Origin of the sequence: Bacillus sp. FSL K6-3200 (genome assembly GCF_038630485.1) — a bacterium.
Lineage (GTDB): Bacteria > Bacillota > Bacilli > Bacillales > Bacillaceae > Bacillus > Bacillus safensis.
Map to the genome: position 1 here is coordinate 3,212,664 of NZ_CP152032.1, position 13,270 is coordinate 3,225,933.

The window sequence follows — 13,270 nt, forward strand, 5'->3', positions numbered from 1 at the left end:
ATAATGATCATGAAAGTATCGGTGATTTTAACAAGCTACAATAAACCAGATTTCATTGATCGTGTGCTAAAGAGTATGATAGAACAAACGTATCCAAATTGGGAGCTTTTGATTATGGATGATGGCTCAGAACAGGGCACCATTCAAAAAATTCAGCCCTATTTAAGTGATGAACGCATTCAGCTGTATTCGCACACAGTTCATCCGGCAAAACGGCTGTTAACCGCACGATATGCGACGCTTATTAATGAAGCATTAACCCGTATAACGGGTGAACTCATTTGTTATTTAACCGATGATACTGTGTACCATAAAGATCGTTTGCTTAAAATGGTGGATGTTTTTCGGTCGAATCCTCATGTAGATATTGTATATTCCTCGCAGCGGGTCGTGCATGTTGATCAGCATTTAGTGGAAACAACGAGCTATGTTCGAGAAGCAGGTCAAATCTTAGAGCATGCATCCTTTCAAGTGGACCATTGTTCGGTCATGCACAGAAGCTGCTTGCTTCCACTCATTCATGAAAAATACGGACAATATTGGGACGATGAGCCAAAGCACTGGCATCATGCAGATTCTGTATTTTGGATGAGGCTGAATCATTTCGCTGCGTTTTTTCCATTAAAAGATGTACTGGATACAACGTATAAAACGCCCCATTCCTTTCATCATCTATTTTCGAGTATGCCGTATGATTTAATTGACGGAACGGTCATTGAAAAAGAAGGGGAATATTATCAAATCGCAGAAGGGAAATTTCATGGAATTGAAAAACGCTGGATAAATGAAAAGAACAGGCGTGCGATCCGTGTTCCGCTGTTATGTGAGATGAAATATGAAATGAAAGAGAAGCTGGCAGTACCCAATTATACAGTCGTTACCGCAGATTATGGGAAAACGTTCTTTTATATTGAAGATCAGAAAAAAAGACGGTTTGCTTCAAAACGTGACGTGCAATATTTTCAGTTTCACCCAAAAGAGATCTATACGATTTCAAATGATCAGCTTCAGGCATTTGAGGATGGCAGCATCATTCAAGCTTCTCCTGTTTTCAGTCCGCCAAACAGGCGGCTGTTTAAATGGAAACAAGATGTTTATTTACTAGTGCATCATACCTTTTGCCGAATTGATCCTGAGGTCGTGAAGCGATTTGCTTTTTATCATCAGCCGATTAAGCTGTACCCATCCCAATTTACGTTATTTCTAGAAGGAAAGCCGATTGTGCCGCTGTATAGGGAATCGCTGCAAGAATTCGATATGTCTCTTTATCAAACATCCGGACGAAAGCACTCCTCATAAAGGGGTGCTTTTTTAACAATTATTGCAGGAAGTAGAAAGGAAAAAGCGAAACATGAAAAGGACAGGGAACCATTTAGAGATGATCAAGCCGCTGAAAACTCGGCAATTGATGCCGGTTTTTTAGCACTGAAAGTGAGGGGGAAAGAATGGGGAAGGTTGTCGAAAGAGCAGATTGGTTTGAATTAATTTTAGAAGCCATTGATGAAGCCATCCACGTTGTAGATGATCGAGGGGTAACAATTTTTTACAATCATAATGCCGCTAAGTTTGACTGTTTACAAAAAGAAGAGGTGATTGGCAAGTACATCCTTGATGTGTATCCCTCTTTAACTGAAAAAACAAGTACGCTCATGCATGTTTTGAGAACAGGAAAGCCCATTTATCATTCGCTGCAAACTTATTTGAATAAAAACGGAGAAAGAATTGAAACAGTGAACACGACATTGCCTATTATTGAAGACAATGAATTAATAGGCGCGGTCGAAGTGGCAAAAGATGTATCGAAGCTGTCGGCTCTTTCAAATCGTTTAGGCCAAAAAAAGCGGACACATGACGTGGCTGGGGTAGAAAAAATGCATGATTTTGCTTCATTTTTAACAAATGATCCGCTTTTAAAAGAAATGCTTGAAAGGGCAAAAAAAGCAGCTGCTTATCCGTCATCAGTAGTTGTCTACGGTGAAACAGGGACAGGAAAAGAAGTGCTCGTTCAAGCCATTGTCCATGAATCTGACCGAAAAAACCAAGTGTTCATTCCGCAAAACTGTGCAGCACTCCCAGAATCATTACTGGAAAGTCTATTGTTCGGATCTGTCAAAGGAAGCTATACGGGTGCAATTGATCGCAAGGGACTTTTCGAATTAGCTGATGGAGGCACGCTTTTTCTTGATGAGCTGCAAGCGATGCCGCTCACGCTTCAGACGAAATTATTACGTGTGTTAGAGGATGGCGTTGTACGCCGCATCGGTGATGCAAAGTCCATTCAAGTGGATGTTCGGCTCATTACGGCGCTCAATATGGACCCATTTGAAGCAGTGAAAAAGCAAATTTTAAGAGAAGATTTATTTTATAGACTGCATGTGTCATCTTTTCATATCCCGCCGCTTCGTGAGAGAAAGCAAGATATCACGCTGCTATCCCGCCACTTCATTCAAACCTATCATCAGCAGTTTTCAAAAAACGTCACACGTCTTTCTGAAGAAACGGAACGATTGTTTATGGCTCACCACTGGCCTGGGAATGTCAGAGAATTAAAACATACAATAGAACATGCCGTGTTAATGATGCCAAAGGAAGCGGAAGAGATCACTCCTCTATACCTTCCGGCGCATTTACGTGAGCAAAAGCTGGAAAAAGAAATATCTGAATCCTCTTTAAAAAATCAAGTGTCTTCATTTGAACAAACATTGATTCAAGAAGCTTTACATCAGCATAATGGAAATATTAAAAAAACCGCCGCCGCCTTAAAAATCCCTCGACAAACGCTGCAATATAAACTGAAGAAATATGCAGGTGCCGAATTGTAGGCACAACATTCAATTGAATATGACGGGTAAAGCTCCTTTTGTAAAGAATAGGGGCATTTTCCCATGTTGGCACATAACTTGCATAGTATAAAGTGAATGCTGATAGGGGGAATGGATATGAATCAGAAATTGTATGAACCGGCGCGTCACTGGAAGGACATAGAGCTTTGGAAGGATGTACCTGAGGAAAAGTGGAACGACTGGATTTGGCAGCTGACGCATACCGTGAAAACGCTTGAGGATTTAGAAAAAATCGTCAACTTAACAGAAGAGGAACGAGAAGGGGTGAAGATTTCCACCAAAACCATTCCACTCAACATTACACCCTACTATGCCTCACTGATGAATCCAGACGATCCAAGATGTCCAATACGTATGCAATCTGTGCCAATTGCAGAAGAGCTTCATAAAACAAAATATGATCTGGAAGATCCGCTGCATGAAGATGAGGACTCACCTGTCCCGGGGCTCACGCACCGGTATCCAGATCGTGTGCTGTTTCTTGTGACAAATCAGTGCTCCATGTACTGCCGCTATTGTACGAGAAGACGTTTTTCCGGCCAGATTGGTATGGGAGTGCCGAAAAAGCAGTTAGATGCTGCAATTGGATATATTAGAGAAACGCCCGAGGTGCGGGACGTGTTAATTTCTGGCGGAGATGGGCTGTTAATCAATGATCAAGTGCTTGAATACATTTTGAAAAACTTACGAGACATTCCGCACGTTGAGATCATTCGGATCGGAACCCGCGCGCCGGTTGTTTTTCCGCAGCGTATTACAGATGAGCTGTGCGAGATTTTGAAAAAATATCACCCAGTTTGGCTGAACACTCATTTCAACACAAGTATTGAAATTACAAAAGAAGCAAAAGAAGCGTGCGAACGTCTTGTGAATGCCGGCGTCCCTGTAGGGAATCAGGCCGTCATCCTTGCAGGTATTAACGACAGTGTGCCGATTATGAAGAAGCTGATGCACGATCTCGTGAAGATTCGGGTCAGACCATATTATATTTATCAATGTGACTTATCTGAGGGTATTGGCCACTTTAGAACACCAGTATCAAAAGGGCTTGAAATCATTGAAGGCTTAAGAGGGCATACGAGCGGATATGCAGTACCAAGCTTTGTTGTAGATGCGCCAGGAGGCGGAGGGAAAATTGCCTTACAGCCAAATTATTTATTATCGCAAAGCCCTGACAAAGTCGTCCTTCGTAACTTTGAAGGTGTCATCACCTCATATCCAGAACCAGAGCATTACGTCGCAGGTCAGGCAGATGCGTATTTCAATGAAATTTACGAAGAGAAACAAGAACCGGCAATTGGTGTTACAGCATTATTTGAGGATGAAGCGAGATCGTTTACGCCTGAGAATTTAAGCCGAATGAAACGTAGAGAAGCATATGAGACAAATCCTGAGCACGACACACTCAAAAACAAACGTGAAAAACGAGATGAATTAAAAGAAAAGAAATATCAAGCGCAGCTCAAAAAAGAACAAACCGTGAAGGAGGAGAAATAGCCTTGCTGACATGTGATTGGTGTGAGGAAAACAAAGCAAAGGCAGAGCAGACAACAGTCTATTGGGAACTGATCACGGGCACACAATCAATTGAAATCATCGAAACGCCGTCCATTTCCTGCACGCATTGCGGGATGACCTATCAAAAGGATGAGACGGTCAAAGAGATTGAAGATCAATTAATTTTAGTGGATCAGACAAAACTTCCAGAAAAAATCTCCTATGAAGAATTAATGAGCATGGAGCGGTTATTAAAGCGAAATTACTTTGACTTTTCATCATAAGTTGTACCTCCGCCTATACAAGTCATCAAATTGCTGTATAATATAACAACAAAATAGAGAGTCGCGGAGGGAAAAACAGGTGAAGTCGTTTTACCATTATTTAATGAAGTTCAGACATCCAAAACCGAAAGATGAAATCAGCCATTTTGCAAATGCTGCGTATGAGGATCACAGCTTTCCTAAAGCTTCCACAGATTATCATGAGCTGTGTGCCTATTTAGAATTAAATGGTGATTATTTAAGCTCAATGACGACATTTGACGAAGCATTTGAGCAATACGAAGTAGAAGTCAAAAAAAAATAACACACAACCGCTTATCCGAATGGAGAGGCGGTTTTTTCATGAGAAATAAAATGGCGTTTTGCATGGTGTGGTTGCCCATGCAGAATTCCTTGCGCCGGCATACGATACGTTAAGACCAAAAGTCGGGCAAGGGGGAGACAGAATGAAGGCGAAAGCACCAAAATATCAAGTAGGGGATATTGTCGTCGTTGTCATGTACGGCACAGTCGGAACGATTACAAAAGTCCATCAAATTGACCAGCACTATTTATATGAGGTCAATCATAATGAGGTGCTTTATTTTGAAACATCACTTCAGCTTTACGATGAGTATAGCGGGGTGATTGTCGATACAGAAAAGCTGGACATTGAATATGAGTTCCTCATTGGCGATGTTGTATATGTAAAAGATTACGGAAAAGAGCTATTTAAAATCATCGGTCATCGGACTGAAATATGGCGCTACCTTGAAGATGGCTGGGAAGATGTCATTTATGAACTCACGAGGCTAAAAGACGGAGAGTGGCTGGAAACAGAAGAGGAAGATTTAACGCTCGTCCTAAGGAAATATGAGATGGACCAGTTTGTTCATCAGCTTCTTTTTGTGCATTACGTCGGCGAAACCTCTAAAGAGTTAGAAGAAGATATGGTTCAAACAGCTCTATTGCAGCTAGAAGAGAAACAAGAAAGCGAAGCTTCACTTGAATTTCTCGCTGTATCTATAGTGGATGAGCTTCTTGATATCTATAATGATTATAAAATTCTCTACGAATTTTTCAAAGATCCAGAATATAAGGATATGATGGATTTTATTTTGGAAAGTTTACACGAACATTTTGGTTAAAGAAAGACTTGTCCTAACACGAATAAAAAATAAGGCACACAAAAAAATGCAATCACATAAAACCATCCCCTCAAGATACGGCCCATCACCTGATCAAATGTTTCTCCATCTAATATGCTTAACCATTTCATTGCCTCAAGCCCCTTTTCTTTTTGTTTACTGCATTTATATGTATGGAATGAGCCATTATGACAAACTGTAATAAAAAACAGCCGGCGTTCATACATCATAAAAAAGGAGGCGGAATGCAATGAAAGAAGCAGATTTGGTGATTGATACAGAGGAAATTGCGGAGTTCTTCTACATGGAGCTGATCAAAAGAGGGTACATACCTGCTGAGCTTGAAACGTTTGAGCTGGCTGACATTACATTTGAATATATGCTGAAAAAAGCAATGATAGTTGAAGAAGAGGCGTGGTAGGCACTATACTTTGAAGAGATTCTGAAGAGAGAGGGAGGGGAATCTTTCGCGTGTATATCCTATTTCTTTTTATTTTATTTGGCGCCATTGCTGCACTCATGGTATCTGGGGTTTGTCAAGATTTGGACAACCAGATCATCTTATGGTTTGAAAGCATCAGACTCCCTTTTTTAAATGATGTCATGCTGGCTTTGACGGACTTTGGCATCAGCGCGCTGCTCGTTCCCATCATGCTCATTTTTAGTGTGGTCTTGTTTATGTATAAGCGTTATTACTCTATCATGTTGCTTTTTTTATTATATTTCACAGAAAAGACAGTCAATCATGAATTAAAGGGGCTGTTTGCTAGAGAGCGTCCGGCATTTGATCACCTTGTAGGTGAAACGTATTACAGCTTTCCGAGCGGACATTCGATGAATGCAGCCACCATCTATCCTTTTATCGCTTATCTATTAGTTGAAATGATCCCATGGCTGAAAGAAAGACAAAAAATCGTCTATTTGATCACAGGGCTGGGTGTCCTGGTCATTGGCATCAGCCGGATGTATATCGGCGTGCATTATTTGACAGATGTCGCTGGAGGCTTTGCGATAGGACTTGCTTTATTTCTTATTTGTAAAAAGATTGACGAAAGATTGTCTGTCATTCGACAAAAATAGAAGAAGGAAATTGACAGATCCCAGCCAATTTTATATGAAAGGGGAGGGATTTGAATGCAATTGACGTTGAGATTTTTTCAAAAGAAACCTTCAGCATTTCACTTAACCATTTATCAGACACCTGAATATGGCGCTGCAAGCGGGCATCAGCCTGTGTACCGGACTAAGATTGGCGGCAGAACACACCTTGATGTACTGGAAAAAGCATTCTCGACATTTAATGTACATGATACAGTCCCTAATGATTACAATGCGCGATTTATCACAACAGGTGATATAGTTGTGATTGATGATAGGAAAAAGGGGAAGTGCTATTATCAGCTCTCTCCGGCAGGATGGAAACGCAGTGAACGAATGATGACGATAAGTTAAATAAATGAGTGATGATGCCAGCTTGAGCTTCAGCTGGTATTTTCTTTTTTAAGCTCGATCGTTTATAATAAATAGGATAAAATACATAGTAAACGTAAGTGGAGGCTAAAAAATGAGTGTACATATTGGAGCAGAAAAAGGACAAATTGCAGAAACGGTATTGCTGCCGGGCGATCCGCTTCGTGCGAAATATATTGCAGATACATATTTAGAAGATGTTGAGTGCTATAACGAAGTGCGCGGAATGTATGGCTATACTGGAACCTATAAAGGAAAACGTGTTTCTGTACAGGGCACTGGAATGGGCGTACCATCTATTTCGATTTATGTGAATGAACTCATTCAAAGCTATGATGTTCAAAACTTAATTCGTGTTGGATCTTGCGGCGCCATCAAAAGGGATGTCAATGTACGTGACGTCATTTTAGCCCAGACATCATCAACAGATTCACAAATGAACCGTGTCGCTTTTGGACCGATTGATTATGCGCCATGCGCTGATTTTGGCCTGCTCAAGAAAGCCTACGACACGGCAGAAGCAAAAAATGTCGCTGTACGAGTCGGAAATGTATTTACAGCAGACCAATTTTACAATGAAAAACCACTTGAGCTCATGGCTCAATATGGTATCCTAGCGATCGAAATGGAGACAACCGCTCTTTATTCTCTTGCAGCAAAATTTGACCGAAAAGCGTTATCAATTTTGACTGTAAGTGATCATGTTCTAACAGGAGAAGAAACAACGGCTGAAGAACGTCAAACAACGTTTGATGAAATGATCTTAATTGCGCTAGACTCCGTTTTATAATAGTATAAAGGGTGTGCTACAACGTAGCGCATCTTTATTTTTTTAGAAGAGCAAAAGGAAGGTATGTCATGAAGAAAAGCTACAAAATACTCTCAATCGCATCGATTCTTGGTTTGACAGCCGCGCTATCAGGCTGCCAGTTGCTGGATCAAAAAAGCGGTACATCTGAATCAAACAAAACAAACGAACAAAAAAACGAAGCAAGTTCATCTCCCCAGCACAACTCAAACGATACGGCAGATTCATCGAATCAAGAGCTGACGTTAAAGAGTGAATATTTCAATGACATCAAGGTTGTGAGCGGTCTGAAAACCATTCAAAATCCTGAAAACGTGCTAGCACTTGTCAACAAAGATTATGCATTACCAGGAACCTATAAACCTTCTGATCTCGTTGTACCAAAAGTAGAATTCTCTTTTTCGGAGGATATCGAAAAACGATATATCCGCAAAGAAGCAGCGGAAGCGCTTGAGAAGTTATTCAAAGGTGCAAAAAAAGAAAACTTCGAGCTTGCTGCAGTATCTGGCTATCGTTCCTATGACCGTCAAAAAGTCATTTTTGATAGTGAGGTCAAATTAAAAGGCAAAGAAAAAGCACAAGAAGCAGTTGCTCTACCAGGCGAAAGTGAACATCAAACAGGTTTAGCCATGGACATTTCCTCAAAAAGTGCCGGATTTGAGATCTCTGAAAAGTTTGGTGAAACACCAGACGGCAAATGGGTGGCTAAAAACGCCTATAAATATGGCTTTATCATCCGTTATCCAAAAGGAAAAGAAGACATTACGAAATACGAATATGAGCCGTGGCATTTGCGCTATGTTGGAAAAGAAGCTGCAAAAGCGATGCATGATCACGATTTAACATTTGAAGAATACATGAACAAAGTAAAGAAAATCTAAACAAGTAAAAGGCCTCCCAGCTATTCGGGAGGCCTTCTCTTATTCTTCTTTTAAAAAAAGAACAATCCTGCTAATGCGAAGCCGGTAATGAAACCGAGGCCAATGCCATACGCTGCACCCCAGCCATAATATCCGCCCCAATAGCCATAACCATAGCCCCCGCGAGACCCGCCGACTGGACGAATATAAACTTTGCGGTTTGTCACACGCTCAATGCGTCCGACATGTACTCTGCCATTACGATCAGTGATTCTAGCGACTTTCCCCATGTGCTGCTGACAAAGCTTGTAGTAGCGCTCCATGTTTTTCCTCCTTATGACAAAACTCTATTCACTCTTATCCTATGCGAGAGACTTCATAGAGTTTGGACAAAACATATAGGAGATTCGCTCATTTTATACGGTGCATTCAAATAGAATGTGACTTAACTGCTTTCGGTGTGCTTGAATGAGATCGTAATGTGTTTGCAGTGTCTCGTAAAGAGAAGGCGGTATGTGTTCAGATAATTCCATTTCTGTTGGTTCCTCCTGCCCCATATGTTCATCGAATGAGAGAATCTGAATGTCACGAAAGCCCGCTTCGGTTAACCGCTCCTTCCATTCTTCAAGCGACAAGAGCGAGTGAAAGCCGTAAAAATCTCGAACAACTGCCATCTCTTCAGGCGTAAGAGGGGCTTTTAACACAGCTTCATTTGCAATCAATTGGCTTCCAGGAGCAAGGACGCGCTTGATCTCAGCTAGTGCATCACGCAGCTTGGTAAAGCTCAAAACAGATTCACTGATGAGTAGAGAGAACGATTGATCTGGAAAGGGCAGCTGCTCAATGGATGCCTCTAAAGCGCGGATCGGCAGTTCTTCCCGCTTGAATCGCAGGTTCGCCTTTTCAATCATCAATGGATGCGTATCAATGGCTTCCACCTGATAACCTACATTTCCTAAATAGGCGGCCGTCTGTCCTGTACCGCATCCGGCGTCCAGTATACGTGCATGAGGCGGCAGTTTTATATGCTCAATCATCGTTTTTGTTAACTCTATTCCGCCAGGATGGGCACTTGATACGCCAAAATAGGCAAGCATTTCTACATAGTCACTCATAAAATCCCTTCTTTCCTTATCTGTTCCTCTCTAAAGATTATGCAATAGAAGGGCAAATGGCTTATCTTTTCAAATAGAAGTTGATCCTTTGGTTGACGGATGAAGCATCGTCCTTGATAATAATGAAAGGAGATAAAGGTGGTGTTTTTTTGAAAAAACAAGTTAAGTTCGTGGTAGCCATTCTGTTGACTGCTGCACTGTCCTCAGCGATTACATTTGTGATCACAAAACAAGGTGCTGTCAGCGTCTCAGGCGACGAGAAGTTTAGTAAACTCATGGCTGCGTATACGAAGGTAAAAGATGAGTATTACGAAAAAACGGATGATCAAAAACTAGTAGATGGTGCGATCCAAGGAATGATTGCATCACTTGATGATCCATACTCTACATATATGGATCAGGAGGAAGCCGAAGGATTTAACAATACCATATCTTCTTCATTTGAAGGAATTGGTGCACAAGTAGAAGAGAAGGATGGACAAATTTTAATTGTCGCGCCGATTAAAGGCTCTCCTGCTGAAAAAGCTGGTTTGAAACCGCATGATCATATTTTAAAAGTGGATGGAAAAAGCACTAAAGGAATGTCGGTCAATAAAGCAGTCTCTCTCATCAGAGGAAAAAAAGGAACGGATGTTAAGCTGCACCTCAACCGTCAAGGGGTCGGCAATGTAGATGTGACCATCACAAGAGACACGATTCCGCTTGAAACGGTTTATGCAAAACTCACAAAAGACAAAATAGGAGAAATCCAAATTACATCCTTTGCTGAAACCACATCGAAAGAGCTGGATAAAGCAATTGATGGCCTCGAGAAAAAAGGGGCGAAAGGTTTTGTCATTGACCTGAGAGATAATCCAGGCGGCATCATGACAGAAGCCATTGAAATGAGTAATGACTTTATCGATAAAGGGAAAGTCATTATGCAGGTTGAAGAAAAAGGGAAAAAACAAGTGTACAAGGCTGAAAAAGAACGTAAAGTCCATCAGCCGGCAGTTGTCCTTGTAAATGGCGGCTCGGCCAGCGCTGCTGAAATCATGGCGGCGGCTCTGCATCAATCTTCAGGCATTCAAATTGTGGGTGAAAAGACGTTTGGCAAAGGAACTGTTCAAAATGCGCAAAACTATAATGATGGTTCTAGTGTCAAGTTAACCATTGCAAAATGGCTGACACCAGACGGTTCTTGGATTCACAAAAAAGGAATTGAACCACAGGTCAAAGCAGCTCTCCCAAGCTATGCAAAGCTGCCTTACTTAAGCCCGAAAAAAACGTATGAGCTAAATGACAATGGAGATGAAGTCAAAGCGGCTCAAAAAATGTTCCAAGCGCTTGGCTACAAAGCAAAAGCAAACGGTGAGTACGATCAAGCATTCCAGTCTATCGTCAAAAGCTTCCAAACAGACAATGATCTGAAGGCAGACGGTATTCTGACAGGAGATACAACGACCGTACTGATGACAAAGATCCAAGATAAGCTAAAGAACAACGATACACAAATGAAAAAAGCCATTGAAGTCTTGAAAAAAGAAATGAAATAAAGAAAAAGCAGTCCTCATAAGGGGACTGCTTTTTCTTATCTTGTGATCGCTTCTGTTTTTTTATCATCCTTTTCGAATAGATCATTCATGACAGAATTGGATGTGACCTTCTTTTGGAAGAATGGATTCAAAATCAAGATGACCACGACGTTTGCTAGTAATCCAAGAAAACCTTCATAAAGACCAAACGTGACTTGTGAGATATTCGCTGTAAAGGTGACAATGATTCCAACGACTAACCCGGCAATCGTTGCTTCTCTCGATTGTTTTTTCCAGAATAAGCTGATAGCAATAGCTGGGAAGATTTGAACCATTCCTGAAACACCAATGAGTTGAAGTGTGACAAGTGCAGTTGGGAACAGCATCCCGAATAAAAGAGCGAGCCCGATGACGATAAACACCATCGAACGTGTTATGATGGTCAATCTTTTAGGTGACACATTCGGATGAATTAAGTCACGGTATAAATTATTGGCAAATAAATTCGATGCGCCAATGGCCATGATGGAGCATGGAATGAGGGAAGCCAGTGCAATCGTTGAATAAGCGAGTCCCTGCATCACGCCGCCATATGACGTTTGAATTAAATGAAGAAGAGCAAATCTTGGATTTGTATCTTCTGGTAAGACTAAAAAGGCAATAAATCCAAGGAAGATGACCAAAATCAATACAATATTATAAAGAGGTAAAAACATGCTGTTTTTACGGATGGCATCTGCGCTTTTGGCTGTAAAAACCCCAGTTGCCGCGTGTGCCCACATAAACAAAGCAAGGGCAGAAACGCCTGAAGCAGTAATGAACCATAAAATGCCTTTAGGTCCGCCTTCAGGGATCGTTAGAAGCTGAGGCGCCTCTTTGGCTAACGTATTCATCATCGGTGTCCAGCCGTTAAAGTGAATGATTGGCAGTGAAACGACCATAAACAGCATGATCACCCAAACAAGAATATCTTTAATAATGGCTGTATATGTAGGACCTTTAATACCACTAAAAAATGTATAAAGTGCGACTAAAATAAATGAAATAATAACAACTGCATTCACATTAATATAACTAGTTCCAGCGACAGTTAACGTATCTTGAATCCCGCTCAGCTGAAGACAAATATAAGGAATCAGCATAAGTACTCCAACAATCGCAATCAAACTGGATAACAGCTTGCTGTCAAACCGCTCACGTGCATAATCGGCAAGGGTGGTGAGCTTGTGATTTTTCGCAACCGTCCATAATTTCGGTAAAAAGAAATAAGCAATAAAATAAGCTAGAACTGAATAGGGAATAGCAAAAAAAGCGACGCTTCCAGCTGTATAAGCTGTACTTGTAAGACCTAAGAAGGTATAAGCTGTATATAAGTCTGCACCAACGAGGAACCAGACGAGCAGTCCGCCAAATTTTCTCCCGCCGACAGACCATTCTTCAACTGACTGTCTTGATGATTTGTCACGACCAGCGGCAAATCCGATGACCACAACGATGAAAATAATACTTGCAGTAATCAATAAAGCTGTTAAATTTCCTTGCATTAGTCAGTTCCTCCATTTGAATGTTGCATCCTGTAAATGATAAATGTGCAAATTGGCGTGAGTACAATCCATAGTAAGAGCCAGAAGTGGAAAAAGGGCAGCCCGATGACAAATGGATGTATGCGATTCGCAAAAGGCAGCAATGCGAGCTGTCCGATGAATGGAATCGCGATAAGTAGTGCCAGCATCAATTTTTTACTCATGATTT

General features: G+C 41.2%; 17 protein-coding genes. 12 read left to right on the forward strand and 5 right to left on the reverse strand.

The annotated features are described in order from the left end of the window. Window positions 1-3 precede the first annotated feature (3 nt). The 6 genes from MHI60_RS16550 (at window position 4) to MHI60_RS16575 (ending at window position 5,751) form a co-directional block, all read left to right on the forward strand. Complete coding sequence (locus MHI60_RS16550) at window positions 4-1,299, forward strand: glycosyltransferase family A protein (protein WP_144484420.1); 1,296 nt, start codon at window positions 4-6, stop codon at window positions 1,297-1,299. Window positions 1,300-1,445: 146 nt separating this feature from the next. Further along, entirely contained in the window at window positions 1,446-2,822 is a 1,377-nt protein-coding gene (locus MHI60_RS16555) for a sigma 54-interacting transcriptional regulator (RefSeq protein ID WP_144484417.1), read from the forward strand. Window positions 2,823-2,939: 117 nt separating this feature from the next. After that, window positions 2,940-4,340 carry a lysine 2,3-aminomutase gene (gene ablA, locus MHI60_RS16560; protein WP_144484414.1) on the forward strand — a complete coding sequence of 467 codons (1,401 nt, stop codon included), beginning with the start codon at window positions 2,940-2,942 and terminating at the stop codon, window positions 4,338-4,340. 2 nt (window positions 4,341-4,342) lie between these two features. Beyond that, entirely contained in the window at window positions 4,343-4,624 is a 282-nt protein-coding gene (locus MHI60_RS16565) for a YokU family protein (protein ID WP_048239407.1), read from the forward strand. A gap of 79 nt (window positions 4,625-4,703) precedes the next feature. Then, on the forward strand, window positions 4,704-4,928 hold the full coding sequence (locus MHI60_RS16570) for a YozE family protein (protein WP_024422709.1): 225 nt from the start codon (window positions 4,704-4,706) through the stop codon (window positions 4,926-4,928). 142 nt (window positions 4,929-5,070) lie between these two features. Then, window positions 5,071-5,751: a hypothetical protein gene (locus MHI60_RS16575; RefSeq protein WP_039179337.1), complete on the forward strand. Its 681-nt coding sequence runs from the start codon at window positions 5,071-5,073 to the stop codon at window positions 5,749-5,751. Here MHI60_RS16575 and MHI60_RS16580 read toward each other — a convergent pair. Continuing rightward, entirely contained in the window at window positions 5,748-5,882 is a 135-nt protein-coding gene (locus MHI60_RS16580) for a hypothetical protein (protein WP_255290989.1), read from the reverse strand. The genes MHI60_RS16575 and MHI60_RS16580 overlap by 4 nt on opposite strands. A gap of 119 nt (window positions 5,883-6,001) precedes the next feature. Here MHI60_RS16580 and MHI60_RS16585 point away from each other — a divergent pair, with 119 nt between their 5' ends. From MHI60_RS16585 to MHI60_RS16605, 5 genes are all read left to right on the forward strand, one after another. Continuing rightward, on the forward strand, window positions 6,002-6,172 hold the full coding sequence (locus MHI60_RS16585; RefSeq protein WP_064497481.1) for a YozD family protein: 171 nt from the start codon (window positions 6,002-6,004) through the stop codon (window positions 6,170-6,172). Window positions 6,173-6,222: 50 nt separating this feature from the next. Then, on the forward strand, window positions 6,223-6,831 hold the full coding sequence (locus tag MHI60_RS16590) for a phosphatase PAP2 family protein (protein ID WP_144484412.1): 609 nt from the start codon (window positions 6,223-6,225) through the stop codon (window positions 6,829-6,831). A 54-nt stretch (window positions 6,832-6,885) separates the two neighbouring features. Further along, window positions 6,886-7,203 (forward strand): hypothetical protein, encoded by a 318-nt coding sequence (locus MHI60_RS16595; protein ID WP_095408805.1) that lies wholly within the window; start codon window positions 6,886-6,888, stop codon window positions 7,201-7,203. Window positions 7,204-7,315: 112 nt separating this feature from the next. Then, a complete protein-coding gene (deoD, locus tag MHI60_RS16600) occupies window positions 7,316-8,011 on the forward strand; it encodes a purine-nucleoside phosphorylase (RefSeq protein WP_012010274.1) in 696 nt (231 codons plus the stop codon). A 68-nt stretch (window positions 8,012-8,079) separates the two neighbouring features. Further along, window positions 8,080-8,910, forward strand: coding sequence for a M15 family metallopeptidase (locus MHI60_RS16605; RefSeq protein ID WP_144484409.1), 831 nt, complete (start codon window positions 8,080-8,082; stop codon window positions 8,908-8,910). 50 nt (window positions 8,911-8,960) lie between these two features. On the opposite strand, the gene MHI60_RS16610 is transcribed toward MHI60_RS16605, so the two are convergent. Both MHI60_RS16610 and MHI60_RS16615 read right to left on the reverse strand, forming a co-directional pair. Beyond that, on the reverse strand, window positions 8,961-9,212 hold the full coding sequence (locus MHI60_RS16610) for a hypothetical protein (protein ID WP_048239413.1): 252 nt from the start codon (window positions 9,210-9,212) through the stop codon (window positions 8,961-8,963). Between the two features lie 93 nt (window positions 9,213-9,305). Then, entirely contained in the window at window positions 9,306-10,004 is a 699-nt protein-coding gene (locus tag MHI60_RS16615; protein WP_144484406.1) for a class I SAM-dependent methyltransferase, read from the reverse strand. Between the two features lie 149 nt (window positions 10,005-10,153). Between MHI60_RS16615 and MHI60_RS16620 the strand changes: the two genes are divergently transcribed. Beyond that, the gene (locus tag MHI60_RS16620) at window positions 10,154-11,539 is read left to right on the forward strand and encodes a S41 family peptidase (RefSeq protein WP_144484404.1); all 1,386 of its coding nucleotides are present in this window, start codon (window positions 10,154-10,156) and stop codon (window positions 11,537-11,539) included. 35 nt (window positions 11,540-11,574) lie between these two features. Here MHI60_RS16620 and MHI60_RS16625 read toward each other — a convergent pair whose 3' ends face one another. Continuing rightward, the gene (locus MHI60_RS16625; RefSeq protein WP_144470873.1) at window positions 11,575-13,062 is read right to left on the reverse strand and encodes a sodium:solute symporter; all 1,488 of its coding nucleotides are present in this window, start codon (window positions 13,060-13,062) and stop codon (window positions 11,575-11,577) included. Beyond that, window positions 13,062-13,265, reverse strand: a complete 204-nt coding sequence (locus MHI60_RS16630) for a DUF3311 domain-containing protein (protein ID WP_048239417.1) — start codon at window positions 13,263-13,265, stop codon at window positions 13,062-13,064. The genes MHI60_RS16625 and MHI60_RS16630 overlap by 1 nt, the downstream gene beginning before the upstream one ends. Between the last annotated feature and the right edge of the window lie 5 nt (window positions 13,266-13,270).

Bases quoted from the DNA above. Each gene is read 5' to 3' on its own strand.
- deoD (WP_012010274.1), top strand. From the start codon at position 7,316: ATGAGTGTACATATTGGAGCAGAAAAAGGACAAATTGCAGAAACGGTA.
- MHI60_RS16605 (WP_144484409.1), top strand. From the start codon at position 8,080: ATGAAGAAAAGCTACAAAATACTCTCAATCGCATCGATTCTTGGTTTG.
- MHI60_RS16615 (WP_144484406.1), bottom strand. From the start codon at position 10,004: ATGAGTGACTATGTAGAAATGCTTGCCTATTTTGGCGTATCAAGTGCC.
- MHI60_RS16575 (WP_039179337.1), top strand. From the start codon at position 5,071: ATGAAGGCGAAAGCACCAAAATATCAAGTAGGGGATATTGTCGTCGTT.
- MHI60_RS16595 (WP_095408805.1), top strand. From the start codon at position 6,886: ATGCAATTGACGTTGAGATTTTTTCAAAAGAAACCTTCAGCATTTCAC.
- MHI60_RS16630 (WP_048239417.1), bottom strand. From the start codon at position 13,265: ATGAGTAAAAAATTGATGCTGGCACTACTTATCGCGATTCCATTCATC.
- MHI60_RS16625 (WP_144470873.1), bottom strand. From the start codon at position 13,062: ATGCAAGGAAATTTAACAGCTTTATTGATTACTGCAAGTATTATTTTC.
- MHI60_RS16580 (WP_255290989.1), bottom strand. From the start codon at position 5,882: ATGAAATGGTTAAGCATATTAGATGGAGAAACATTTGATCAGGTGATG.
- MHI60_RS16550 (WP_144484420.1), top strand. From the start codon at position 4: ATGATCATGAAAGTATCGGTGATTTTAACAAGCTACAATAAACCAGAT.
- MHI60_RS16610 (WP_048239413.1), bottom strand. From the start codon at position 9,212: ATGGAGCGCTACTACAAGCTTTGTCAGCAGCACATGGGGAAAGTCGCT.
- ablA (WP_144484414.1), top strand. From the start codon at position 2,940: ATGAATCAGAAATTGTATGAACCGGCGCGTCACTGGAAGGACATAGAG.
- MHI60_RS16555 (WP_144484417.1), top strand. From the start codon at position 1,446: ATGGGGAAGGTTGTCGAAAGAGCAGATTGGTTTGAATTAATTTTAGAA.
- MHI60_RS16585 (WP_064497481.1), top strand. From the start codon at position 6,002: ATGAAAGAAGCAGATTTGGTGATTGATACAGAGGAAATTGCGGAGTTC.